The organism is Nocardiopsis endophytica (genome assembly GCF_027706725.1).
GTDB classification, from domain to species: Bacteria; Actinomycetota; Actinomycetes; order Streptosporangiales; family Streptosporangiaceae; genus Nocardiopsis_A; species Nocardiopsis_A endophytica.
The window spans coordinates 56,620-79,953 of sequence record NZ_JAQFWQ010000021.1; the positions used below are offsets into that span (position 1 = coordinate 56,620).

The 23,334-nt window shown below is 73.3% G+C and carries 15 protein-coding genes; 7 read left to right on the plus strand and 8 right to left on the minus strand.

Annotated elements, in window-relative coordinates; translation table 11 throughout:
• Positions 1-13 precede the first annotated feature (13 nt).
• Positions 14-994, minus strand: a complete 981-nt coding sequence (locus tag O4J56_RS09845) for a diacylglycerol/lipid kinase family protein (RefSeq protein WP_270685346.1) — start codon at positions 992-994, stop codon at positions 14-16.
• A gap of 291 nt (positions 995-1,285) precedes the next feature.
• Positions 1,286-3,586 (minus strand): FdhF/YdeP family oxidoreductase, encoded by a 2,301-nt coding sequence (locus O4J56_RS09850; protein ID WP_270685347.1) that lies wholly within the window; start codon positions 3,584-3,586, stop codon positions 1,286-1,288.
• 356 nt (positions 3,587-3,942) lie between these two features.
• On the opposite strand from O4J56_RS09850, the gene O4J56_RS09855 reads away from it, so the two are divergent.
• Positions 3,943-4,614: a GntR family transcriptional regulator gene (locus tag O4J56_RS09855; protein WP_270685349.1), complete on the plus strand. Its 672-nt coding sequence runs from the start codon at positions 3,943-3,945 to the stop codon at positions 4,612-4,614.
• Between the two features lie 228 nt (positions 4,615-4,842).
• Here the strand turns inward: O4J56_RS09855 and O4J56_RS09860 are convergent, their stop codons facing one another.
• From O4J56_RS09860 to O4J56_RS09880, 5 genes are all read right to left on the minus strand, one after another.
• Complete coding sequence (locus O4J56_RS09860) at positions 4,843-6,441, minus strand: BCCT family transporter (protein ID WP_270685350.1); 1,599 nt, start codon at positions 6,439-6,441, stop codon at positions 4,843-4,845.
• Positions 6,442-6,786: 345 nt separating this feature from the next.
• Positions 6,787-7,374 carry a sarcosine oxidase subunit gamma gene (locus O4J56_RS09865; protein WP_270685352.1) on the minus strand — a complete coding sequence of 196 codons (588 nt, stop codon included), beginning with the start codon at positions 7,372-7,374 and terminating at the stop codon, positions 6,787-6,789.
• A complete protein-coding gene (locus O4J56_RS09870) occupies positions 7,364-10,207 on the minus strand; it encodes a 2Fe-2S iron-sulfur cluster-binding protein (protein ID WP_270685353.1) in 2,844 nt (947 codons plus the stop codon). The genes O4J56_RS09865 and O4J56_RS09870 overlap by 11 nt, the downstream gene beginning before the upstream one ends.
• On the minus strand, positions 10,204-10,485 hold the full coding sequence (locus O4J56_RS09875; protein ID WP_270685355.1) for a sarcosine oxidase subunit delta: 282 nt from the start codon (positions 10,483-10,485) through the stop codon (positions 10,204-10,206). Before O4J56_RS09875 ends, O4J56_RS09870 begins: the two co-directional genes overlap by 4 nt.
• Positions 10,486-10,580: 95 nt before the next feature.
• Positions 10,581-11,813 (minus strand): sarcosine oxidase subunit beta family protein, encoded by a 1,233-nt coding sequence (locus tag O4J56_RS09880; RefSeq protein WP_270685357.1) that lies wholly within the window; start codon positions 11,811-11,813, stop codon positions 10,581-10,583.
• Positions 11,814-12,483: 670 nt separating this feature from the next.
• Between O4J56_RS09880 and O4J56_RS09885 the strand changes: the two genes are divergently transcribed.
• The 4 genes from O4J56_RS09885 to O4J56_RS09900 all read left to right on the plus strand — a co-directional run bounded on the left by O4J56_RS09885 (position 12,484) and on the right by O4J56_RS09900 (position 18,566).
• Positions 12,484-14,952, plus strand: coding sequence for a GcvT family protein (locus tag O4J56_RS09885; RefSeq protein WP_270685358.1), 2,469 nt, complete (start codon positions 12,484-12,486; stop codon positions 14,950-14,952).
• 123 nt (positions 14,953-15,075) lie between these two features.
• The gene (locus O4J56_RS09890; protein WP_270685360.1) at positions 15,076-16,449 is read left to right on the plus strand and encodes an L-serine ammonia-lyase; all 1,374 of its coding nucleotides are present in this window, start codon (positions 15,076-15,078) and stop codon (positions 16,447-16,449) included.
• 10 nt (positions 16,450-16,459) lie between these two features.
• On the plus strand, positions 16,460-17,308 hold the full coding sequence (purU, locus tag O4J56_RS09895; RefSeq protein WP_270685362.1) for a formyltetrahydrofolate deformylase: 849 nt from the start codon (positions 16,460-16,462) through the stop codon (positions 17,306-17,308).
• A 112-nt stretch (positions 17,309-17,420) separates the two neighbouring features.
• Positions 17,421-18,566 (plus strand): aromatic ring-hydroxylating oxygenase subunit alpha, encoded by a 1,146-nt coding sequence (locus O4J56_RS09900; protein WP_270685363.1) that lies wholly within the window; start codon positions 17,421-17,423, stop codon positions 18,564-18,566.
• A 382-nt stretch (positions 18,567-18,948) separates the two neighbouring features.
• Here the strand turns inward: O4J56_RS09900 and O4J56_RS09905 are convergent, their stop codons facing one another.
• Positions 18,949-20,391 (minus strand): MFS transporter, encoded by a 1,443-nt coding sequence (locus tag O4J56_RS09905; RefSeq protein ID WP_270685364.1) that lies wholly within the window; start codon positions 20,389-20,391, stop codon positions 18,949-18,951.
• 777 nt (positions 20,392-21,168) lie between these two features.
• Here O4J56_RS09905 and O4J56_RS09910 point away from each other — a divergent pair.
• Both O4J56_RS09910 and O4J56_RS09915 read left to right on the plus strand, forming a co-directional pair.
• The gene (locus O4J56_RS09910; protein WP_333563792.1) at positions 21,169-21,543 is read left to right on the plus strand and encodes a bifunctional 3-phenylpropionate/cinnamic acid dioxygenase ferredoxin subunit; all 375 of its coding nucleotides are present in this window, start codon (positions 21,169-21,171) and stop codon (positions 21,541-21,543) included.
• Positions 21,540-22,700 (plus strand): NAD(P)/FAD-dependent oxidoreductase, encoded by a 1,161-nt coding sequence (locus O4J56_RS09915; protein ID WP_270685365.1) that lies wholly within the window; start codon positions 21,540-21,542, stop codon positions 22,698-22,700. The genes O4J56_RS09910 and O4J56_RS09915 overlap by 4 nt, the downstream gene beginning before the upstream one ends.
• Positions 22,701-23,334: the final 634 nt, after the last annotated feature.

Genomic DNA, 23,334 nt, shown 5'->3' on the forward strand with positions numbered 1-23,334 from the left:
GGACGGCCCGGCATCAGGCCCGCCGCCGGGCGGTGGGGCGGGGGGCAGGGGCATCGCGGGTGTGGAAGACGGCCAGGCGGCGGCGGTGCTTGTGGAAGAGGAGCACGGCCGGGGCGGGCGCGGTCTCCCCGTCGCAGGCCACCCGCAGTTCGGCGGTATCGGCGGTGATGGTGATCCGGGGGGTGCGCCAGTGCTTGTATCCGCTCGTCGGCCCCCAGTCGCCGAGGACGAGGGCGAGCCCGCCGCGCAGCCGCCGGAACGGGCGCCGCGCGCGCAGGACGCGCACGTCGAGGACGCCGTCGTCCAGCCGTTCGCGGCGTGTCGGCAGCAGCGCGTGGGTGCGGTGGCGCCCGTTGCCGACGAACACCCACCAGGCGTGGTACGTGCGCCCGTCGACGGCGATGTCCACGGGTTCGGCCTCGTGCATCGCGCGCCAGGCGGCCACCGCCATCGACAGCCACCTGCCCAACCGGGGGCGGAGCTGTTCACGCAGGTCGAAGAGGCGGGCCTGGACACCGAACGAGGCCGTGTTCAGGAAGATCCGGCCGTCCACCTCCCCGATGTCCACCCCGCCCACCCGTTGCCGCCGGTAGGCGCGCACGGCGTCGTCCACGGTCACCAGGCCGAGGGTGGCGGCGAAGTTGTTCAGCGTCCCGCCCGGCAGCGGGAGCAGCGGACGGCTGTGCCGGAGCGCGGCGGCAGCCCCGGCCCGAACGGTGCCGTCTCCCCCGAACACGCCCAGCACCCGGCACCGCCCGGCGGCCTCCTCCAGCAGGTCGTCCAGGCCGTCCATCGTCTCGGGCCGGAGGATCTCGGCGGCGGGCAGGAGCTCGCGGATCCGGTCGACCGGTGAGGGGCCGACCAGGGCCGAGGCCGGACCGCCGCCCGCGCCCGCGTTGACCACGACGACGAGCCCCCGCCCGGTCGCGTCGGCACCGGGGGAATCGGCCGGCGCGGTGCGCAGCCCCCGGTCGGGCCGCCGCCACGATGCCACCGAGCGCCAGGCCACCAGACCCGCGAGCGCGCCGGCCGCGGCCCACGGCGCAGCCCGCCGTGCCGCGGCCGGCCACCACGACCGCCCGCACGCCTTCGACGCGCCGCGCCGCCCGCACCGCCGCTTCACATCTCCGCCCTCCCGGCGAGAAGACGACCAGGGGGCATGTCACCTACCCACTCCCGGCCACACCTATCGCGGGCCGCCTGTGACCCGCAGGAACCGAGTGCCCTGGGGGTGAGTCGGCAGGGCCCGGAGCGGGCGGTGCTCCGGGCCCATTGGCCCACTGGCCTACTGGCCGGAATCCGCTTCGAGGCGGACCACGACGGACTTCGACGTCGGGGTGTTGGACACCTCGGCGGTGGAGTCCAGCGGCACCAGCACGTTGGTCTCCGGGTAGTAGGCGGCGGCGGAACCCCTGGCGGTGGGGTACTCCACGACCAGGAAGTGGGGTGCGCGGCGCTCCACGCCGTCCTCCCACTCGCTCACCAGGTCCACGTACTGCCCGTTGTCCACCCCCAGCTCCGCGAGGTCCTGCGCGTTCACCAGGACCACCCGGCGGCCGTTGTGGATGCCCCGGTACCGGTCGTCCAGCCCGTAGATCGTCGTGTTGAACTGGTCGTGCGAGCGCAGCGTCTGCAGCAGCAGGCGGCCCTCGGGGACCTCCGGGGCCGACAGGCCGTTGCTGGTGAAGTTGGCCTTGCCCGTCGCCGTGGGGAACGTCCGGCTGTCCCGGGGAGCGTGCGGCAGGCGGAAGCCGCCCGGGCGCCGCACGCGCTCGTTGTAGTCGTCGAACCCCGGCACCACCCGCTCGATGCTCTCCCGGATCCGGTCGTAGTCGGCGAACTCCTCCCACGGCACGGCGTCGTCCTCGCCCAGCAGGCGGACGGCCAGCCCGCGCACGATGTCGACCTCCGAGCGCATGTCCGCCGACAGCGGCTCCACCCGGCCGCGCGAGGCGTGTACCTCGCCCATGGAGTCCTCGACGCTGACGAAGCGCTCCACGCCCTCGTGCACGTCCAGGTCGGTGCGCCCCAGCGCCGGCAGGATGAGCGCATGTTCACCCGTCACCGCGTGCGACCGGTTGAGCTTCGTCGACACCTGCACCGTCAGGCGGCACCGGCGCATGGCCTCCTCGGTCGCCGCCGTGTCGGGGGAGGCCGCCACGAAGTTGCCGCCCATCCCGAAGAACACCTTGGCGCGCCCGTCGCGCATCGCGCGGATGGCGTCGACCGTGTCCACCCCGTGCTCGCGCGGGGGCTCGAACCCGAACTCGTCCCTGAGCGCGTCCAGGAACTCCGCCGGAGGGCGCTCCCAGATGCCCATGGTCCGGTCGCCCTGGACGTTGCTGTGCCCGCGCACCGGGCACACCCCCGCCCCGGGCCGCCCCACGTTGCCCCGCAGCAGCAGGAAGTTGACGACCTCGCGGATGGTGGCCACGGAGTTGCGGTGCTGGGTCAGCCCCATGGCCCAGCAGACCACGATCTTCTGGGAGGCCAGCACCATCGCCGCCGCCTCCTCGACCTCGTCGCGGCCCAGCCCGGTGGCGGCCCCGACGCGGTCCCAGAACTCGTCCTCCCCGTGGTCCAGGAGGGACTTGGCGTAGGCGTCGAAGCCGTGGGTGTGCTCGGCGATGAAGTCGTGGTCGAGCACCCCGCCCTTGAGCTCGTCGGTCTGCAGCAGCAGCCGGTTCAGCGCGCTGAACAGGGCGAGGTCCCCGCCGACCTTGATCTGCAGGAACAGGTCGGTCAGCACGGTCCCCGAGCCGACGATCCCGCGCGCGGTCTGCGGGTTGCGGAACCGCTGCAGGCCCGCCTCGGGCAGCGGGTTGACCGTCATGATGCGCGCCCCCGCGTGCTTGGCCTTCTCCAGCGCGGTCAGCATGCGGGGGTGGTTGGTGCCGGGGTTCTGCCCGGCGACGATGATCAGGTCGGCCTGGTAGAGGTCGTCGAGCTTGACGCTGCCCTTGCCGACGCCCAGCGTCTCGCTCAGCGCCGACCCCGACGACTCGTGGCACATGTTCGAGCAGTCCGGCAGGTTGTTGGTGCCGAAGCGGCGCGCGAGCAGCTGGTAGCAGAACGCCGCCTCGTTGCTGGTGCGCCCGGAGGTGTAGAAGAGGGCCTCGTCCGGCGAGTCCAGCCCCTTGAGCTCGTCGGCGATGATCGTGAGGGCCTCGTCCCACCCGATGGGCGCGTAGTGGTCGGAGCCGGGGGCGGCGTACACCGGACCGGTGAGGCGCCCCTGCTGCCCGAGCCAGTACCCGCTGCGCCCGGCCAGGTCGGAGATGGAGTGCTCGGCGTAGAAGGCGGGTCCCACCGCGCGGCGGGTCGACTCCTCGGCCACGGCCTTGGCGCCGTTCTCGCAGAACTCGGCGGGGTGGCGGTGGTCCGGCTCGGGCCAGGCGCAGCCCGGGCAGTCGAACCCCTTCTTCTGGTTGACCGCGGTCAGCGTCAGCAGGCCGCGCTTGGCCCCCGACTGCTGCCCGACGATCTTCATGCTGTTGGCGATCGCGGGGATCCCCACGGCCGAGCGCTTGGGCTCGGACACGCTGGGAGCGTCCTGGCGCGGATCGTCGATGGGCGGATTGGACATGGCGGCCCCCTGAGGTACAGCTGGCGGTGCTGTTCACTTCCATTTTTCCAGGCCGGGCGCACGTTGATCATGGCGGATCGGCACGTCGGCGGTGCGGGCGCGCCGCAGCCCCCGGCGCCCCGCCCCGCGCGCGGGCCGGCCCGGGGCGGGCACGGCTCCGCGCACGCGCGACACTACGCCTCCGGGCAAGGGGCGCCACCTGGCCGAACGGGGGGCGCGGCCCGGCCGAACGGACGGGCGCCGCCGCGCGCCGTGTGGGCCCGTGACCGGCGCCTCCCCGGTGGCCTGCGCGAACGCGGCGCCGTCGTCGCGCTGTCGCCGACGACTGATGTTTCACATTGGCCTATCATGGCCCCATGCTGAATACCGAGGGCGGAGCCGCGAGGAAGTCCCCGAGGAAGAAGAATTCGTCACTTTCGGCGACCGCCTACTTCGCGATTCGCGACATGCTGGTCACGACCCGTATCGCGCCCGGGGCGCCGGTGCACGAGGAAGAGCTGACGCGCACCCTCGGAGTGGGGCGCACCCCCGTGCGCGAGGCGATCAAGCGGCTCGAATCGGAAAGGCTCGTGAAGGTCTATCCCCGGCGCGGCGTATTCGCCACCGAGGTGCAGTTGTCCGACCTTTCCCTGCTCACCGAGGTCCGCGCACCCCTCGAAGGCGAGGCCGCCTTTCAGACGGCCCGGCGCGCGACCGCCGCGCAGCGGTCCGACCTGCGCGCGCTGCGGGACGGGGCCGCCGACTACGGGCGCGACGCCGAGGCGCAGATGGTGTTCGACAGCCGGGTGCACCGGGCGATCTACGAGTGCTCCCACAACACCTACCTGGAAGCCACCCTCACGCTCTATTACAACCTGATGATGAGGATCTGGTACCTCTACATCGACCGGCTTCCCGGAGTGACCGACCATGTCGGCGAACTCGTGCCCCTCCTGGAGACGATGATCGACGGCGACGACGAGCGCGCCCGCGAACTCGCGGTCGAGCACATCCGGGGATTCGAGAAGGCCGTCCTGTCCGTCCTGTGAAGGCCGCGCCGCGGCCGCGAATTCTGTGAAGCCATGACTTCACAAAAGAGAACCTGCCGCGGTGTTCTCCCGCCATGGCCGCGAGGGGCTCGTGCACGCCTTTCCTCCGCCGTTCCGCGGCGGGGTCGGGGCACGCGCCGGGTCGGCGCCGCATTCTCGATGAATGAATCGTGGTCGCGGCGGCGGCAGGGGAGGCGCCGCCGCGACCACGAATCTGATCGTCTCCGATCAGCGGGCGCCGCGGGGCGGGGCCGGGTCGGGGGTGGACTCGCCGCGCAGCTCGCGGAACAGGCCCGTGCACGCCGCCACGAGCAGTCCCAGGAACGGCAGGGAGATGACGAGCGAGGCCGTCTGGATCGCCGACAGCCCGCCCGCGAGGAGCAGGACGGTCGCGGTCAGGGCGATCACCACGCCCCACAGCACGACGAGCGGGCGGTGCGGGTGCAGAGCGCCGCGCTGGCACATCGTCGCCAGCACCACCGACGCCGAGTCGGCGCTGCTGACGAAGAACAGCGCGATCAGCACGATCACGGCGACCGAGGTGACCCCGGCCAGCGGCAGGTGGTCGAACAGGGCGAACAGGGCGCCCTCCTCACCGGAGGAGGCGAGCACCTCTGACAGCGGCGCCTGGCCCGAGAGCTGCATGCTGATGCCGGTCCCGCCCATCACCGCGAACCACGCCACGCTCAGCGCGGTGGGCACCACGAGCACGCCGACCACGAACTCGCGGATCGTGCGCCCACGGGAGATGCGGGCGATGAAGGCGCCCACGAAGGGGGCCCACGACATCCACCACGCCCAGTAGAAGACGGTCCATTCGGCCAGCCAGTCCTCGCCGCCGTAGACCCCGGTGCGCGAGGCCATCGGGACGATGTGCGCGGCGTACCCGCCGACCGTCTCGACCATCGTCTGCAGGACCGGGATGCTCGGCCCGGCGATGAACACGAACGCCACCAGCAGCCCGGCCAGCGCGGCGTTGATCGTCGAGATGTGCTTGATCCCGCGGTGCAGGCCGGTCACCGCCGACAGCACGAACAGCACCATCAGCCCGGCGATGACCGCGATCGCCACCGCGGTGTTCTCAGGGACCCCGAAGGTCGAGGCCAGCCCGTTGTTGATCTGCAGCGCGCCCAGGCCCAGGGAGACCGCCGCGCCGAAGGTGGTCAAGAAGACGACGAAGGCGTCGACCGCCCGGGAGGCGGCGCTGGTGCACGGCCTGCCGGGAAGCACGATCGAGCTCAGCAGGTTGGGGCGGCCCTTGCGGAACATCCCGTAGGCCAGCGCGAGCCCCACCAGCGCGTACAGCGACCACGGGTGCAGGCCCCAGTGGAAGACGGAGTACTCCATCGCCAGCCGGGAGGCCTCCGTGGAGTTCGGCGCGGCGGCGCCCAGCGGCGGCTCGGCCAGGTGCGACAGGGGCTCGGCGACGCCCCAGAACACCAGGCCGATCCCCATCCCCGAGGCGAACAGCATCGCGGTCCAGGCGAGGATGCCGAACTCGGGGCGCTCATCGTCGCCGCCCAGGCGGATGCCCCCGTACCGGGAGACGGCCAGGAACAGGGCGAAGACGACGGCCGCGGAGGCGACCAGCCCGTAGAGCCAGCCGGTCGAGTGCAGGACCCGGTCGAGGAGGGCCTCGGCGCTCGCCGCCAGGGAATCGGCGTCGATCACGCCCCAGACGACGAAGGCCAGACACAGGGTCAGCGCGGTGCCGAGGACCACCGGGTCGATGCGGTGGTCCGATCGGGAATCCGGTGGGGGAGTGGCGCGGTCGTGGCCGGTGGCGGCCGAGGTATGGAGAGGGGCGGCTTGGTCTTTACGGAGCATGGGGGGTCTCCTTTCGCTCGCGAATGGTGCTCGGGTCGAAGGCGGAGAGGGCCGCGAGCGGCCCAATGCCGCCTTCACCCGTCGGCGCCGTCCGTCGGCATGGCGCGGATGGCACGGCGCCGGGTACGGCCGGGTGTCCCGTGGATGCGCCCGGGGGCGGCCTCGAAGGGGCGGGATGGGCCCAGACCGCATGGGACGGCGCACCGGCGTGCGGGCATGGCCCGGCCGTGCGGGAGGGGTGCCGGGGGTAGGGGCGAGCGGGCGGCGAGGCGGATCGCGCGAGCCGCGGGAAGGGGGCGGGCGGTCCCGGCGGAGGGTGTCGGACCCGGGAGCGCCCGCCCCGGGTCAGCCGCCGTACTCGGCGGCGGCGTCGATCAGCCAGTCGGCGAGGTAGCGGGCGAACGAGGCGCGGACGAAGACCCAGAAGCCCGGCTCCACGACATCGTGCCGCATCAGGATCGCCGAAGTGCGCGCGACATCGGTCTGCGCGCACCGGTCGGAGGCGAACACCCGGGGGTGCAGGTCCAGCGCGCACCCCTTGTTCAGCACCTCCCGCGCCTTGGGGCCGGACACCTGGACGATCGTGCGGTGCGCCGACACGTCCACCACGGCCCCGAACGCGCGGTCCAGCGCCGCGGTCAGCGTGTCCTGCAGCCCCTGCGCGGCGCCCTCGGGCCCCACCAGCAGCCACTCGTCCGGGCCCAGGCCCAGCACGGCGACGCGCTCGGTGCGCGCCACCCCGCCGGGGCCCGGGAGCGCGGCGCCGAGCGCGGCCCCGATGCGCTCGGCCGCCGCGCCCCGGGGGTCCACGCGCAGCGTCACCTGGGCCCGGAAGGGCACCTCGGCGATGCGCACGGTCGAGGGGGACGAGGATGCGGCCAGGGCGTCGGCGCGCACGGCCAGCGGCGACGCGCCGTAGAGGTCAGCCGTCACGGCGTGCTCCCTCCTTGTCGTAGAACACGGGGTCGGTGATCTCGACCGGCACCAGCCGGTCGCCGACGTGCCCGTACACCGTCTGCCCGATGCGGTCCCGCCCGCCCTTGACCAGGGCCAGGGCGAACGGCGTGCCCAGGGCGGCACTGCGGTAGCTGGAGGTGACGTGGCCGAGCATCGGCACCGGGGGCCTGGGCAGCACCCGGGTCTCCACGATCTGGGTGCCCTCCGGGAGCACGCCCTCGCCGGCCGCCGGGATCAGGCCGACGAGCTGCTTGCGGTCGGTGCGGGTGTTGTCCGGGCGGCTGAAGGAGCGGGCGCCGATGAAGTCCGCCTTCTTCTTGGACACCGCCCAGCCCATGCCCAGGTCCTGCGGGGTGACCGTGCCGTCGGTGTCCTGGCCGACGATGGGGAAGCCCTTCTCGGCGCGCAGCACGTGCATGGTCTCGGTGCCGTAGGGGGTGATGCCGAACGGCTCCCCGGCCGCGTACAGCGCGTCCCAGACCTGCCGACCGTGCCACCACGGCACGTTGATCTCGAAGGCCAGCTCACCGGAGAAGCTGATCCGGCACACCCGGGCCCTGCGGCCCGCGATCGTCCCGTTGCGCCAGCTCATGAACGGGAAGTCGGCGTTGTCCAGGTCGATGCCGGTGCACGCCCGCTCCAGCACCTCGCGCGAGCGCGGCCCGGCCAGCGCGATGGTGGCCCACTGCTCGGTCACCGAGGTCAGGTGCACCCGCAGGTGCGTCCACTCGGTCTGCAGCCAGTCCTCCAGGTGCTCCAGCACCCCGGCCGCGCCGCCGCTGGTCGTGCTGATCAGGTACCGGTGCTCCCCGGTGCGCATGACGGTGCCGTCGTCGAAGACCATCCCGTCGGCGTGGCACATCAGCCCGTACCGGATGCGGCCGAGCTTGAGCGTGCTCATCATGTTGGTGTAGACGAGGTCGAGGAACTCGGCGGCGTCCGGCCCCTGCACGTCGATCTTGCCGAGGGTGGACACGTCCTGCATGCCCACGCCGGTGCGCACCGCGCGGCACTCGCGCAGCACGGCCGCCTCCATGCTCTCGCCGGGCCGCGGGTAGTACCACGGCCGCTTCCACTGGCCCACGTTCTCGAAGGGCGCCCCCTGCTCGACGTGCCAGTCGTGCATGGCCGTCACCCGGATCGGGTCGTACAGCTCGCCCCGCTCCCGCCCGGCCAGCGCGGCGAAGGACACGGGGCTGTAGGGCGCCCGGAAGGTGGTCGTGCCCACCTCGGCCAGGTCGGCGCCCAGCAGGCCGGCGATGATGCCCGAGGACACCGTGCCCGACGTGCGGCCCTGGTCGTGCCCGGTGCCGATGGTGGTGAACCGCTTGATGTGCTCCACCGAGGACAGCCCGGCCCCGACCGCCTTCTCCACGTCGGCGACCGTGGCGTCGCGCGCCAGGTCCACGAACTGGGTGCGGCCCGGGTCGCCCGCGTCGGGGTCGGGCACCCGCCACAGCGGGCGGCCCTTGGGCACCGGGTGCGGGTCGGTCTCGGGGCGGGGAGCCGCCGTGGCCTCCAGCCCGAGCCGGGAGGCCGCCTGCACCCCGGCCACCGCGCCGCTCGACAGGCACTGGGCGGTGGTGCGCAGCCCGGCCGCCGCCCCCGCCGGGTGCACGCCCGGGACGGATCCGGAGGGCAGGAACGCCCCCGCCGCCTCGTCGTAGGCGAGCGGGCCGCGGGCCTGGGAGTACAGGTGGACCGCGGGGTTCCAGCCGCCGGAGACCAGCAGCAGGTCGCAGGCGTGGTGCTCCTCGGGGCCCAGGGCGCCGGTGTCCGGGTCGAGCGCGGCGACGCGGGCGCCGGTCACGTGCTCCTCGCCGGTCGTGCCGACCACGGCGTGCCCGGTGCGCACCGGGATGCCCTGCTCGGCGCACCGCTTGGCCCAGAAGGGGGGCGCCTCCGGCCGCGCGTCGACGACCGCGGCGATCTCCACCCCGGCGCCGCACAGGTCCAGCGCGGCGGCGTAGGCGCCGTCGTCGGTGGTGAACACGACCGCGCGCCGCCCGGGCAGCACCGCGTAGCGGTGCAGGTAGGTGCGGGCCGCCCCGGCCAGCATGGTGCCGGGCCGGTCGTTGTCGGCGAAGACCAGGGGGCGCTCGTGCGCCCCGGTGGCCAGCACCACCTCGTGGGCCCGGATGTGCCAGGTGCGCTGCCGGGTGAAGGCGTCCGGACCCCGGTCCTCCACGGCGATGAGGTAGTTGGCGTCGTAGTGGCCGGTGACCGTGGTGCGCGGCAGCAGGCGGACCTCGCTGCGGCGGGCCAGCTCGGCCCGCGCCCGCTCCACCCACTCCAGGGCCGGGGCGTGGTCGAGCATCTCCCCGCTGCCCAGCAGGCCGCCGCCGAACTCGGTGTCGGCGTCGGCGAGGACCACCCGGGCGCCGCTGCGGGCGGCGGCGAGCGCGGCGGACAGCCCGGCGGGCCCGGCGCCGACGACCAGCACGTCGCAGTGCTCGTGCACGGCGTCGTAGCGGGCGGGGTCGGGGTCGGGGGACAGGCGCCCCTGGCCGGGAAGGCCCACGGCCTCCAGGCCCTCCCGCAGCTCCACCGTGGTGGCGGTGAGCATGGGCTCGGGGAAGGGCTTCTCGATCTGCACCAGGGCGTTGGGCTCCTCGGGCCCCGCCGCAAGGACGCCGCGGGGGCGCCCGTAGCGGATGCCGGTGGCCACCTGGTGCACGCCCTGGGCCAGCAGCGCCGAGGCGAGCGTGTCCCCGGCGAAGCCCTGCAGGTCGCGGCCGTCGAAGCGGAAGGACACGGGGCGCTCCCGGTCGATCCGGCCGCCGTCGGCGAGCCTGAACGGGCCGCTCATACCGACACCGTCCTCTCCTGCTCCTCGTGCGCGCCGGCGCCGAGGATCTCGTTGGTGGCGGTGTCGCGGCGCAGGTCGAACCAGCGGCGGCAGCCGGACCGGTGCATCCACCGCTCGGCGAACACGCCCTTGGGGTTGTCCCGGAAGAACAGGAACTGGGCCCACTCGGCGTCGGAGAGCGCCTGCGGGTCGCGGGGGTAGGCCACTCCGGCCTGGCCGCCGTAGTGGAACTCGGTCTCGTTGCGCGGGCCGCACCACGGACACGGGATCAGCATCATGCGGGGGCCTCCTTCGGAGGGTCGTCGGGTGTCGCGGCCCGGACGCCGCGGGACTCGGGCTGGGGGAGGCGGGGCGGGGGAGCGGTCCGGTCCGCTCAGTGGGCGACCCCGGCGGCCCCGTGCTCATCGATCAGGGCGCCGGTGGTGAACCGCTCCAGCCCGAAGGGGGCGTTGAGCGGGTGCGGCTCGTCGTTGGCGATGGTGTGGGCGAAGCACCAGCCCACCCCGGGGGTGGCCTTGAAGCCGCCGGTGCCCCAGCCGCAGTTGACGTACAGCCCCTCGAAGGGGGTGGGCCCCATGACCGCCGAGGCGTCGGGGGTGACGTCGACGACCCCGGCCCAGGTGCGCAGCACGTGGGCGCGGGCGAACATCGGGAACAGCTCCACGGCCGCGGCCAGCTCGCGCTCGATGGTGTGGAACGACCCGCGCTGCCCGTAGGAGTTGTAGGCGTCGATGCCCGCGCCGAGCACCAGCTCGCCCTTGTGGGCCTGGCTGACGTACACGTGCACCGCGTTCGACATGACCACGGTCGGGTGGACCGGCTCCAGCAGCTCCGACACCAGCGCCTGCAGCGGGTGGCTCTGCAGCGGCAGGCGCAGCCCGAGCGTGTCGGCCAGCACCGAGGTGTGCCCGGCGGCGGCCAGGGCGACCCGGCCCGCGCGGATCGGGCCCCGGGAGGTCTCGACCCCGATCACCCGGTCGCCGGCCGTCTCGAAGCCGGTGACCTCGCACCCCTCGACCAGGTCCACGCCGAGCTGGTCCAGGGCGCGGGCGAACCCCCAGGCGACGTGGTCGTGCTTGGCGATGCCCGCGCGCGGCTGCCAGGTGGCCCCCAGCACGGGGTAGCGCAGGTCGGGGGAGGTGTTCAGGATCGGGCAGGCCTCGGCGACCTGGTCGGTGTCGAGCCACTCGGCGTCGACGCCGTTGAGCCGGTTCGCGCCCACCCGGCGGACGCCGTCGCGCACCTCCTGCAGCGAGTGCGCCAGGTTCAGCACGCCCCGCTGGGAGAAGAGCAGCGGGTAGTCCAGCTCCTCCTCCAGCCCCTCCCAGAGCTTGAGCGCGTGCTCGTAGAGCCCGGCGCTCTCGTCCCAGAGGTAGTTGGAGCGGATGATCGTGGTGTTGCGGGCCATGTTCCCGCCGGCCAGCCAGCCGCGCTCGAGCACGGCGATGTTCGTGATGCCGTGGTTGACCGCCAGGTAGTAGGCGGTGGCCAGGCCGTGCCCGCCGCCGCCCACGATCACCACGTCGTAGGAGCTCTTGGGGTCGGCCGAGCGCCAGAGCCGGTCGGGGTGGTCGGGCAGGTCGGCGCCGGGCGTTCGCGGTGCCATCGGGGCACTCCTTCTCGTCCGGGGGAGAGGGGGCGGTGCGGCGGTGGCCGCGGGTCGCCGGCGGCGTCGTCGGCGATTCGTGAGGGGCTCGGTGGGCGGTCGCGCCCGCCGGTGCCCGGCGGTGTGAGCGGCGGTGACGGCGGCGGTCCGCTGCCACGCAACTGCCATGCAACTGAAATATCAGATGCCGTTCAGGCTAGCAGCGCGTCCGCCGGGGTCAAGGGGGTGCGTGCGCCGAATGGTCGGCCGCCGGGGCCGGCGCCCTGCGCGGAACGCCCGGAACGCCGCCGGGCGGGGGCGGCGGCGACCGGGCGGGCGATGGCGGCTCAAGGAGATTCCGGGCAGGGGGTTGACCCCCGGTTCGGCCTCCGCGTACGTTGCCGTCGAATTGATATATCAGTGTGCGTTCAGTCGTCGGGGACGGCGGGCGCAGACCTCCGGGCCCACCACAGCCACCCGCCCGGACCCCGTCCGGCACCGGTCCGCCCTCGGACCGTCCCGCCACCACCCGCCCGCCCCGCGGTCCCCGGTGCCCCGGCACCGCCCGCTGGGCCCCGACACCGAACACCACCCGCGTCCCGACCCGGCCGCCCCGGCGGCCCCGCGGCCGCAGCCGCCCCGGCGGGCGCCGCCCCCGTGGTCATCACCCTCCGCAGTTAAGGAGACCAGCATGGGTACGACCCCCCGAGTCGTGATCATCGGAGCCGGGATCGTCGGTGCCAACCTGGCCGATGAGCTGACCGAACGCGGATGGGACCGGGTCACCGTCCTCGACCAGGGGCCGCTGCCGCTCACCGGCGGGTCCACCTCTCACGCGCCCGGCCTGGTGTACCAGACCGCCCCCTCCAAGACGATGACCGGCTTCGCCTCCTACACCGTCGAGAAGTTCACCGGCCTGGAGGCCGACGGGGGCTGGTGCTTCAACCAGGTCGGCGGCCTGGAGATCGCCACCACCCCCGAACGCCTGGCCGACCTGCACCGCAAGGCCGGCTGGGCCGCCTCCTGGGGCGTGGCCGGCGAGGTGGTGGGCCCCGAGGAGTGCGCCAAGCTGCACCCCCTGCTCGACGCCGACCGGATCCTCGGCGGGTTCCACACCCCCACCGACGGCCTGGCCAAGGCCTCCCGCGTCGTCGTCGCGCTCGCCCGCCGCGCCGAGGCGCGCGGCGCCGTCTTCCAGGGCGACACCCGCGTGGTCGGGATCAAGCAGAGCGGCGGCCGCGTCACCGGCGTGGAGACCACGCAGGGCGAGGTCCCCGCCGACATCGTCGTGTGCTGCGCCGGGTTCTGGGGCCGCGAGGTCGGCGCCATGGCCGGGATGACGGTGCCCCTGCTGCCCATGGCCCACCAGTACGTGCGCACCGCGCCGCTGCCCGAGCTGGCCGGGCGCAACGACGAGCGCATCGAGGCGCGCCTGCCCATCCTGCGCCACCAGGACCGCGACCTGTACTTCCGCGAGCACGTCGACCGCCTGGGCATCGGCTCCTACGCGCACCGCCCGATGGCGGTGGGCCTGGACGAGCTGCCCCGGCTCGACGCCACCACCGAGGAGGCCATGCCCTCGATGCTGGCCTTCACCGGCGAGGACTTCGCCGAGTCCTGGGAGCACGGCCGCCGCCTGCTGCCCGCCCTGGAGCAGGCCCGGATCGAGGACGGGTTCAACGGCGTCTTCTCCTTCACCCCCGACGGCGGCCCCCTCATCGGGGAGTCGCCCGAGGTGGCCGGGTTCTGGATCGCCGAGGCCGTGTGGGTGACCCACTCGGCCGGGGTGGCCCGGTCCGTCGCCCAGCTCCTGGTCGAGGGCCGCAGTGGGCTCGACCTCCACGGCTGCAGCGTCCACCGGTTCGACGAGATCGAGACCGCCGACGAATTCGTGGAGGAGACCTCCCGGCAGAACTTCATCGAGATCTATGACGTCAAGCACCCGCTCCAGCCCCGGCTGTCCCCCCGGGACCTGCGCGTCAGCCCCTTCCACGCGCGCCAGAAGGAGCTCGGTGCCGTCTTCCTGGAGTCCCACGGCTGGGAGCGGCCCCACTGGTACGCGGCCAACGCCGCGCTGGCCAAGGACCTGCCCATGGACTGGCGGCCGCCGTCCCGCGACGCCTGGTCGGGCATGTTCCACGACACGTCGATCGTCGCGGTCGAAGCGTGGAAGACCCGCAACGCCGTGGCGATGTACGACATGACCTCCCTCAAGCGGGTGGAGGTCACCGGCCCCGGAGCGCTGGCCTACCTGGACCGCCTGACCACCGGGAAGATGGACAAGACGGTCGGCGCCGTCACCTACACCCTGATGCTCGACGACTCCGGGGGCGTGCGCAGCGACATCACCGTCGCGCGCCTGGACGAGCAGGAGTTCCAGATCGGCATCAACGGCAATATCGACCTGGACTACCTCCGGCGCGAACTCCCCGAGGACGGGAGCGTGCGCGTACGCGACATCACCGGCGGCACCTGCTGCATCGGCGTCTGGGGCCCACTGGCCCGGGACCTGGTCCAGCCGCTCACCCGGGACGACTTCTCCCACGAGGGCCTGCGGTTCTTCCGCTGCAAGCGCGCCCGCATCGCCGGCATCCCGGTCATCGCCATGCGCCTGTCCTACGTCGGTGAGCTGGGGTGGGAGATCTACACCAGCGCCGAGTACGGGCAGCGCCTCTGGGACGTCCTCTTCGAGGCCGGACGGGACCTGGGCGTGGTGGCCGCCGGGCGCGCCGCCTTCAACAGCCTCCGGCTGGAGAAGGGCTACCGCGCCTGGGGCGCGGACATGACCACCGAGCACGACCCCTACGAGGCCGGGGTGGGCTTCGCCGTCCGGGCCGACAAGGGCCCCTTCGTCGGGCGCGACGCGATCGCCGGGCGCGACGAGGCCTCCGTCGAGCGCCGCCTGACCTGCCTGACCATCGACGACGGCCGCAGCGTGGTGCTCGGCTCCGAGCCGGTGCTCCTCGAAGGGGAGACCGCCGGGTACGTCACCTCCGCCGCCTTCTCCCACACGCTCGGCACGCCCATCGCCTACGCGTGGCTGCCCGCCCGGGCCACGGTCGGCACACCCGTGGAGATCCGGTACTTCGACCGGAAGGTGCGCGCCACCGTCGCCGCCGAACCCCTGGTCGACCCCGAGATGAAGCGCATCCGCCGCTGACACAGACCCCCCGTGCCGCCTCCGGCGCGACCCCCTCCCCGGGGGCGGCACGGGGACCCAGGCGGGGCGCGCGGCCCGGGACACGTCCGCCGCCCCGCCCGACGACCCCTCAGGGGAGGGCCCATGAGCCTGTCCGTATTCGATCTGTTCAAAGTGGGCATCGGCCCGTCCAGCTCCCACACGGTCGGGCCGATGCGCGCCGCCTACCTGTTCACCACCCGGCTGCGCGAGACCGGGCGGCTGGCCCGCGTGGCCGGGGTGCGCTGCGAGCTGTTCGGCTCCCTCGGCGCCACCGGCCACGGCCACGGCAGCGTCAGGGCCGTGGTGCTCGGGCTGGCGGGGGAGCAGCCCCACCTCGTCGACCCCGTACTCGCCGAACCGGCGGTGCGGGCGGCGCGGGAGGAGGGGCGACTCACCCTCCTGGGAGAGCACAAGATCGCGTTCTCCGCGGACGACGACATCGTCCTGCACCGCAGGCGCAGGCTCGACTTCCACAGCAACGGCATGGTCTTCGAGGCCTTCGACGACCAGGGCGGCTCCGTGGACCGCAGGGAGTACTACTCGGTCGGCGGAGGCTTCGTCCTCGACCAGGACGAGGCGGGGCGCCCCGTGCTCGTGGAGGACGCGACCCCCGTGCCCCACCCCTTCCGCACCGGCGATGAGCTGCTCGCCATCACCCGCCGCACCGGCCTGCCGGTCAGCGGCGTGATGATGGCCAACGAGCGCGTCCGCCGCACCGAGAAGGAGGTGCGTGACGGCCTGCTGCACATCTGGTCGGTCATGCGCGAGTGCGTCGACCGCGGGATGGCCGCCGAGGGCGTCCTGCCCGGAGGGCTCAGGGTCCGGCGCCGCGCCGGGGAGCTGCGCGCGCGCCTGGAGGCGGGCGGCGGCGAGGGCGACGCCCTGGCCGCCCTGGAGTGGGTCACCCTGTTCGCCCTGGCCGTCAACGAGGAGAACGCCGCGGGCGGGCGGGTCGTGACCGCCCCGACCAACGGGGCCGCCGGGATCGTCCCGGCCGTCCTGCACTACGGCCGGGCGTTCCTGGAGGGCTTCGACGACGACGCGGTGGTGCGGTTCCTGCTCACCGCCGCCGCGGTCGGGATCCTGTTCAAGGAGAACGCCTCCATCTCCGGGGCCGAGGTCGGCTGCCAGGGCGAGGTCGGCTCCGCCTGCTCCATGGCGGCGGCGGGGCTCGCCGAGGTCATCGGCGGCAGCCCCGAGCAGGTGGAGAACGCGGCCGAGATCGGCCTGGAGCACAACCTGGGACTCACCTGCGACCCGGTCGGCGGGCTCGTGCAGATCCCCTGCATCGAGCGCAACGCGGTGGCCTCCGTCAAGGCCATCACCGCCGCCCGTATGGCCGTCTACGGCGACGGCCGGCACCACGTCACCCTCGACAAGGCCATCACCACGATGCGCCAGACGGGGGCCGACATGAAGGACAAGTACAAGGAGACCGCCAGGGGCGGACTCGCTCTCAACGTCGTGGAATGCTGAGGAGCATGCGGTGGCCCGTTCGTTCGTCCTCACACTGAGCTGCCCGGCGCGGACCGGGATCGTCCAGGCGGTCAGCTCCTACCTCTTCCAGCGCGGGTGCGACATCCGCGAGTACCAGCAGTTCGACGACGCCGTGGGAGACCGCGTCTTCCTGCGCACGCAGGTCGCCTCGGACCGGGACGTCGACCTCGACGAGCTCTCCTCCGGGTTCGAGCCCGTCGCCGCGGACTACGAGATGGACTTCTCGTTCTTCGGGGACCGCCCAGCGCGCGTCCTGGTGATGGCCTCCAAGGCCGGGCACTGCCTCAACGACCTGATCTACCGGTGGCGCGCCGGGAGCCTGGGCGCCGACATCGCCGCGGTGGTCTCCAACCACGAGGACCTGCGGCCCATGGCCGAGGCCGCGGACCTGCCCTTCCTCCACGTCCCCGTCACCCAGGACAACAAGCCGGAGGCGGAGGCCCGCCTGCTGGAGCTCGTCGACGAGTACGGGGCCGACCTCGTCGTCCTCGCGCGCTACATGCAGATCCTCTCCGACCAGACCTGCAAGGCCCTCTACGGGCGGGCCATCAACATCCACCACTCGTTCCTGCCCGGCTTCAAGGGGGCCCGGCCCTACCACCAGGCCTACCGGCGCGGGGTCAAGCTGGTCGGCGCCACCGCGCACTACGTCACCCCCGACCTTGACGAGGGGCCGATCATCGAACAGGAGGTCATCCGCATCGACCACACCTACGACCCGGAGGCGCTGCAGACGGTGGGGCGGGACGCCGAGGCCCTGGCCCTGTCGCGTGCGGTGCGCTGGCACTGCGAGCGCCGCGTGCTGCTCAACGGGGACAGCACGGTCGTCTTCCGGTAGAGAGGCCGGACACCCGCCGCACCCCTTTTCCGTTCTCCTCCGCCCCGGCGGTGCCGGGGCGGGGTCTTCCCTGTCTCCCTTTCTCCACCCCTCCCGCGTGAGGAGCACATCCATGACGACCGGTGAAATCGCCGCCTTCGACCAGGGCGAGGACCTCCCCGAGAGCCTGAAGGGAACACTCCCCGGCCACTACTACACCGACCCGGGGATCTTCCGGGCGGAGCAGGCCGCGATCTTCGAGACCCAGTGGTTCTGCGCGGTGCTCGCGGCCGACCTGGACAAGGCGGGACGGTTCGAGACCGTGCAGGTGGGCCGCGAGAGCGTGCTCGTGGCCCGCGGCCGGGACGGCGCGGTCAACGCCTACCTCAACGTGTGCCGCCACCGCGGCGCGCGGCTGTGCACCGAGGAGAGCGGCGAGGTGCGGCGGGCCTTCCAGTGCCCCTACCACGCCTGGACCTACTCCCTGGACGGCAAGCTCATCTCGGCGCCGAACCTGACGTCGATGCCGGACGTGGACCGCGCCCGCTTCGGCCTGCACCGGGTGCACGTGCGCGAGTGGCTGGGGTACGTGTGGGTGTGCCTGGCCGATGAGCCGCCCTCGTTCGAGGACACCGTCATCGGGGACGTCACCAACCGCCTGGGCACCCCCGACGCGATCGTGGGCTACCAGGTGGCCGACCTCAAGCTCGGCCGGCGCATCGAGTACGACGTGAAGGCGAACTGGAAGCAGATCGTCGAGAACTTCATGGAGTGCTACCACTGCGCGACGATCCACCCGGAGCTGACCGAGGTCCTGCCGGAGTTCGCCGACGGCCTGGCCGCCCAGTACTTCGTGGGCCACGGGGCCGAGTTCGGGCAGGACGTCGAGGGCTTCACCGTGGACGGGTCGGCCGGCCTGGAGCGGATCCCGGGGGTGAACGAGGAGCAGGACCGGCGCTACTACGCCATCACCGTGCGCCCGACCGTCTTCATCAACCTCGTCCCCGACCACGTCATCTTCCACCGCATGTTCCCGCTGGCGCCCGACCGCACCCTGGTGCGGTGCGACTGGCTGTACCTGCCCGAGGTCGTCGACTCCGGCGCCGACATCGAACGGTCGGTGGAGCTGTTCCACCGGGTCAACCAGCAGGACTTCGACGCGTGCGAGCGGTGCCAGCTCGCCATGGACTCGCGGTCCTACAAGGACGGAGGGGTGCTGGTGCCCAGCGAGCACCACATCGGCGAGTTCCACGACTGGGTGCGCGAGTACATCGGCTGACGCCTCCGGCCGACCCGTTCGGCCGGACCCGTGAGGAGTGGGCCCCGCGTGTGCGCACGCGGGGCTCTCAGGCGTGCCCGCGGCGGTGCCGACGCGGGCGTGCCGGGACCACCGTCAACGTCGGCGACGCCGCTCGGAGGACGGCCCGCGCGCGCGGAGGCGCGGGGATGGGCGGTACCTCGTCGGTACCTCACCGGCGCCGGGCGGCCGCTGAGAAGGCGCGCGGACAGCCGGGTGTGCTCGTCGTTGATCTCGGGAGAAACGACGCTTCCGGGCCGCTTGTAGGGGCGCATTTCCCGAGATCAACGGCGCAGGGGCGGCGTTGGGCGGCGGAGCCGGCGGGCTGGGCCCTCCGGGGTCCGCCCGCCTGTCCGCGCGGGCCTCAAGGGCTCTCTTCGCGCGGGTACTCCAGGGGAACGCCCTCGGGGGACAGCGGGGGAGGGGGCAGCTCCGAGCTCGACGTCAGCGGCGCCGCACCCTCCAGCGGGCGTCCGGCGTGCTCCCTGAGGAAGAAGGTGCTGACCAGGCCGATGACGCCCGCGCCGACGAGGTAGTAGCCGGGCCAGTCGAGGTCGCCGGTCGCGACGGTCGCGGCCTCGATCACCGTCGGCGCCGTGCCCGCGAACAGCGACACCGAGACGTTGAAGATGACCGCGAGGCCGCTGTAGCGGACCATCGTGGGCAGCAGCGCGGGGAGCGTCGAGGGGGAGACCGCGGCGAAGCACACCAGCGAGGTCCCCATGATCGCCAGCCCCGCGATCTGGCCCATGAGCCCCTCGCGCAGCAGCCACACGGCGGGGAGCCCCAGGAGGACCAGGGTGGCGCTGGCCAGGATGAGCACCGGCCGGCGGCCGATCCGGTCGCTCAGCCGCCCCACCGACCCGATCGCGCCCATCATCAGCACCATCGTGCCCACCTGAAGGGCCGTGACCGTCGCCTCACCGGTGCCCGCCTCGCCGTGGCGCGGGAGGGTGCCCGACAGGTAGGCGGGCACGTGGTTGGTCAGGACGTAGTTGGTGACGTTCCAGGCGATGGTCACCCCGGCGGCCACCAGCGCCGCGGACCGGTAGTGGGCCGCGATGATCTGCACGGCGCGCCGGACGGACATGGTGGCCAGTGCCGGGGAGCGCTCCATGAGCTGGCGGAAGGCGGGCGTGTCCTCCAGGGACATGCGCAGGTACAGGCCGGTCAGCCCGAGCGGCAGGGCCAGCAGGAACGGCAGGCGCCAGCCCCAGGCGAGCAGGTCCTCGGAGGGCAGCAGCGCGATCACCGTGCCCGAGGCCGCCGCGCCCAGGGCGTAGCCGGCCAGCGTGGACAGCTCCAGGCGGCTGCCGAAGAAGCCGCGCCGCCGGTCGGGCGCGTACTCGGCGATCAGGGTCAGCGCACCGGTGTACTCGCCGCCGGCCGCGAAGCCCTGCAGCATCCGCATCAGGAGCACGAGCAGCGGGGCGGCGAGGCCGATGGTGCCGTAGCCCGGGACCAGGGCGAGCAGGACCGTGGCCGCGGCCATCAGCAGCATCGAGGCGGCGAGCACCCTCGTGCGGCCGAACCGGTCGCCGAGCCATCCGAAGACGAACCCGCCCAGCGGGCGCACCAGGAAGGCCGAGGCGAACGCGCCCAGGGCCAGGGCCGTGGTCCACCGTCCGGCGTCGGGGAAGAAGACCCGGTTGAGCACCGAGACGGCCATGTAGGAGTAGAGCCCGAAGTCGTACCAGGCGGCGAAGTTGCCGAGCGCGGCCGCGCCGACCGCCTTGCGGACGATGCGCTCCTCTTGGACGACGGGCGGGGTCAGGCCCCGCCACGGCCGCCTCGGCTTGTCGGTCATACGCCTCCTCGGTGCGTGCCCCTGCCGCCCGCCGCGAGGGGGCCGACGGGCCAGGGCCCAGAGGGCGAGGATTCGGGAGGTAAGTGTCGACGAGTGATATATCTATCTCCGGCACGCGGCAACTTACGGCACCGCACCGCAGGGGTCAAGGTGTCCGCATCCGGTCCGCCCGACAGGGCCCCCGGTGGCCGCGGGCGCGGTCGGGCGCCGGGCGGGTGTCCGGTCGACTCGCCAGGCGGGGTGGAACCCCCGTCCGGCGGGGCCGGCCCGGTGGACGGGGCCGTCACGACTCCGGGGAACGGCTCCGGTGGTCCGGCCGGCGCTGCGGCCCAGCGGGCGCCGCCGCTTCCCTGGACCGGCTCCGTCCCAGGTCGGCGCGGGTGCGGCGGAGCGAGTACCGGGGGCGAATCGGCACACGGGGCGTGCTCGAAACGAGAACGTCATGAACGGGATTGAAATCGACCGTTGACGGGCGGTCCGGTGGAGCCGCATCCTGTGTGTTGCGCATCCCACTGTAGGTCTCGCAGTGTGCAACAGAGGCGAGAGGATCTTCACGGACGTGCCCATACCACTCCCCCCGGGAGAGCCGGTCGGCGGCAGTGCGGCCGGTGCCGGGCCCGTCCATCCGTTGGCACCCCCCATCCGGATGCGCAGCGTGGCGCCGACCCCCTGACCCTCATCGACCCCTGACCCCACTGGCCGTCGAGAAGCACCGTTGACGAGCGGCGGACCGGACCGCCCTTTGTGTGTTGCGTATTACGGCATGAATTTCTTCATATGCAACTTGGAGGCGAGATGATCTTCGTGGGCGAGCTGTCCGAACTCCCGCCCGGGGAGTCGGTCCGCGTACAGGGTGAGGTGGCGATCGCGGTTTTCAACGCCGACGGCGAGCTCTTCGCGATCGACGACACCTGCACCCACCAGGACGCGTCGCTGTCCGACGGGTGGCTGGAGGACTGCGCGGTGGAGTGCCCCCTGCACGCCGCCTGCTTCGATCTGCGGACCGGCCGCCCCAGCGGGCCGCCCGCCAAGGAGCCCGTGCGGACCCACCAGGTCGTGGTCCAGGACGGCGCCATCTACGTCCGCGAGTCCGCCCCCGTCGGCTCGGCCGCCCTCGGCGCCGAGGCGGCCGTGGGCGAGGCGGTCCGATGAGGACGGCCACCGTGGTCGGGGCGTCCCTGGCCGGACTGGCGAGCGCCCGCGCGCTGCGCGAGCAGGGCTTCGACGGGCGCATCACCGTCATCGGCGAGGAGAAGCACGCCCCTTACGACCGCCCGCCGCTGTCCAAGGAGTTCCTGGCGGGAACGGCGTCCGAGGAGGACATCCGCCTGACCGACGACGACGAGGACCTCCAGGTGGACTGGGCGCTGGGGCGCACCGCCACGGCCCTGGACACGCGGGAGCGCACCGTGGTCCTCGACGACGGCAACCGCGTCTCCTCCGACGCGGTCGTGCTGGCGACCGGGGCGCGGGCGCGCACGCTCCCCGGCCCACTGCCCGACGGGGTCCACACCCTGCGCACCCTCGACGATGCCCAGGCGCTGCGGCGCGAACTGGTGCCGGGGGCGCGGCTGGTCGTCATCGGGGGCGGGTTCATCGGCGCCGAGGTCGCCTCGACCGCGGCGGGCCTGGGCTGCGAGGTGGACGTCCTCGAGGCCGGCGGGGTCCCGCTCCAGCGCGCGCTGGGCGCCCAGATGGGGGCGGTGTGCGCGCGGATGCACACCCGCAACGGCGTGCGCCTGCACCCCCGTGCCCGCGTGGTGGAGCTCGTGGGCTCCCCGCGCATCACGGCGGTCCGGCTTGAGGACGGGCGGGAGCTCCCGGCCGACGCGGTGGTGGCGGGCATCGGGGCCGTGCCCAACACCGAGTGGCTCCACGGGTCGGGCGTCCTGGTGGACGACGGGGTCCGCACCGGCGCGGCGGGGACGACCAACGTGCCCGGGGTGGTCGCCGTCGGCGACTGCGCCAACAGCCACCGGGCCTACACCGGGGGTCCGCTGCGGCTGGAGCACTGGACCAACGCCCTGCAGCAGCCCGCGGCGGCCGTCGCGGCGCTGCTCGGCCGCGAGCACAGCGCCCCCGCCCACCACGCGGTGCCCTACTTCTGGTCCGACCAGTACGGCCACAAGATCCAGTTCGCGGGCCACCGCACCGACGCGTGCTCGGTGCGGATCGAGGAGGGCGACCCGGAGTCGGGCGCGTTCCTGGCCCTCTACAGCGACCGCGACGACGAGGTTACCGGCGTCCTCGCCGTCGACCTCCCGCGCCCTTTCGGCGGTTGGCGGAGAAAGCTGGCCAAGCGGATCTGACCACCGGATTCCCGCCCCCGGAGGGCGGGAATCCGGCCTCCCGGGGGGGGAGCCCTCCCTGCCCCGCCGTTGTCGTTCCCAGGAGATACGCCCCTCCCGGGGCGGCTCAAGCCGCGGGTTCACGCGGTTCGGGGAGGCGGCGCGGAACAGCAGGTCCCCCGCTCATCGGCCCCAGCCGGGCGCCGGGCCGACGGGGTGTGGCGTGGTCGGCGGCGACGAGGAAAGGACGGCGGCCCACCCGGCAGCGCTGTCGGGCTGCGGGCGTGCGGGTGGTCGCCGTAATGGGCAGCGACGGCGACAGCCGGGCGGTTCCCCGGCCCTGCCTGCCGTCCGGCAGGCCCCTCGCGGTCCAGGTCGGCGGGCGGCTGAGCAGGTTCCCTCCTCACACGCCCCAGCCGGGCGGCGGGCCGGTATGGGCTCAGCCGGAACCCGCCTTCCGGTCGCCTCGAGCACCCCGGGGCCATCCTGGGTCGTAAAACCGACGCCTGATCAGCCCAAAAGCGTCGATTTCACGACGCAGGATGCCCAACCCCCTCACCCACTGCCCGATATGCCCGTTATGCGCCGCCCGGGAGGCCTCCTCCGCGATGATCTCGGGGAACCCGGGGTTAAACCGGACACGATAAGCCCGACT

What these genes read in the sequence shown, in the direction of transcription:
- O4J56_RS09850 (WP_270685347.1), bottom strand. Translation starts at nt 3,586, where the DNA reads ATGTCCAATCCGCCCATCGACGATCCGCGCCAGGACGCTCCCAGCGTG.
- O4J56_RS09855 (WP_270685349.1), top strand. Translation starts at nt 3,943, where the DNA reads ATGCTGAATACCGAGGGCGGAGCCGCGAGGAAGTCCCCGAGGAAGAAG.
- O4J56_RS09860 (WP_270685350.1), bottom strand. Translation starts at nt 6,441, where the DNA reads ATGCTCCGTAAAGACCAAGCCGCCCCTCTCCATACCTCGGCCGCCACC.
- O4J56_RS09870 (WP_270685353.1), bottom strand. Translation starts at nt 10,207, where the DNA reads ATGAGCGGCCCGTTCAGGCTCGCCGACGGCGGCCGGATCGACCGGGAG.
- O4J56_RS09875 (WP_270685355.1), bottom strand. Translation starts at nt 10,485, where the DNA reads ATGATGCTGATCCCGTGTCCGTGGTGCGGCCCGCGCAACGAGACCGAG.
- O4J56_RS09880 (WP_270685357.1), bottom strand. Translation starts at nt 11,813, where the DNA reads ATGGCACCGCGAACGCCCGGCGCCGACCTGCCCGACCACCCCGACCGG.
- O4J56_RS09885 (WP_270685358.1), top strand. Translation starts at nt 12,484, where the DNA reads ATGGGTACGACCCCCCGAGTCGTGATCATCGGAGCCGGGATCGTCGGT.
- O4J56_RS09890 (WP_270685360.1), top strand. Translation starts at nt 15,076, where the DNA reads ATGAGCCTGTCCGTATTCGATCTGTTCAAAGTGGGCATCGGCCCGTCC.
- O4J56_RS09900 (WP_270685363.1), top strand. Translation starts at nt 17,421, where the DNA reads ATGACGACCGGTGAAATCGCCGCCTTCGACCAGGGCGAGGACCTCCCC.
- O4J56_RS09905 (WP_270685364.1), bottom strand. Translation starts at nt 20,391, where the DNA reads ATGACCGACAAGCCGAGGCGGCCGTGGCGGGGCCTGACCCCGCCCGTC.
- O4J56_RS09910 (WP_333563792.1), top strand. Translation starts at nt 21,169, where the DNA reads ATGCAACTTGGAGGCGAGATGATCTTCGTGGGCGAGCTGTCCGAACTC.
- O4J56_RS09915 (WP_270685365.1), top strand. Translation starts at nt 21,540, where the DNA reads ATGAGGACGGCCACCGTGGTCGGGGCGTCCCTGGCCGGACTGGCGAGC.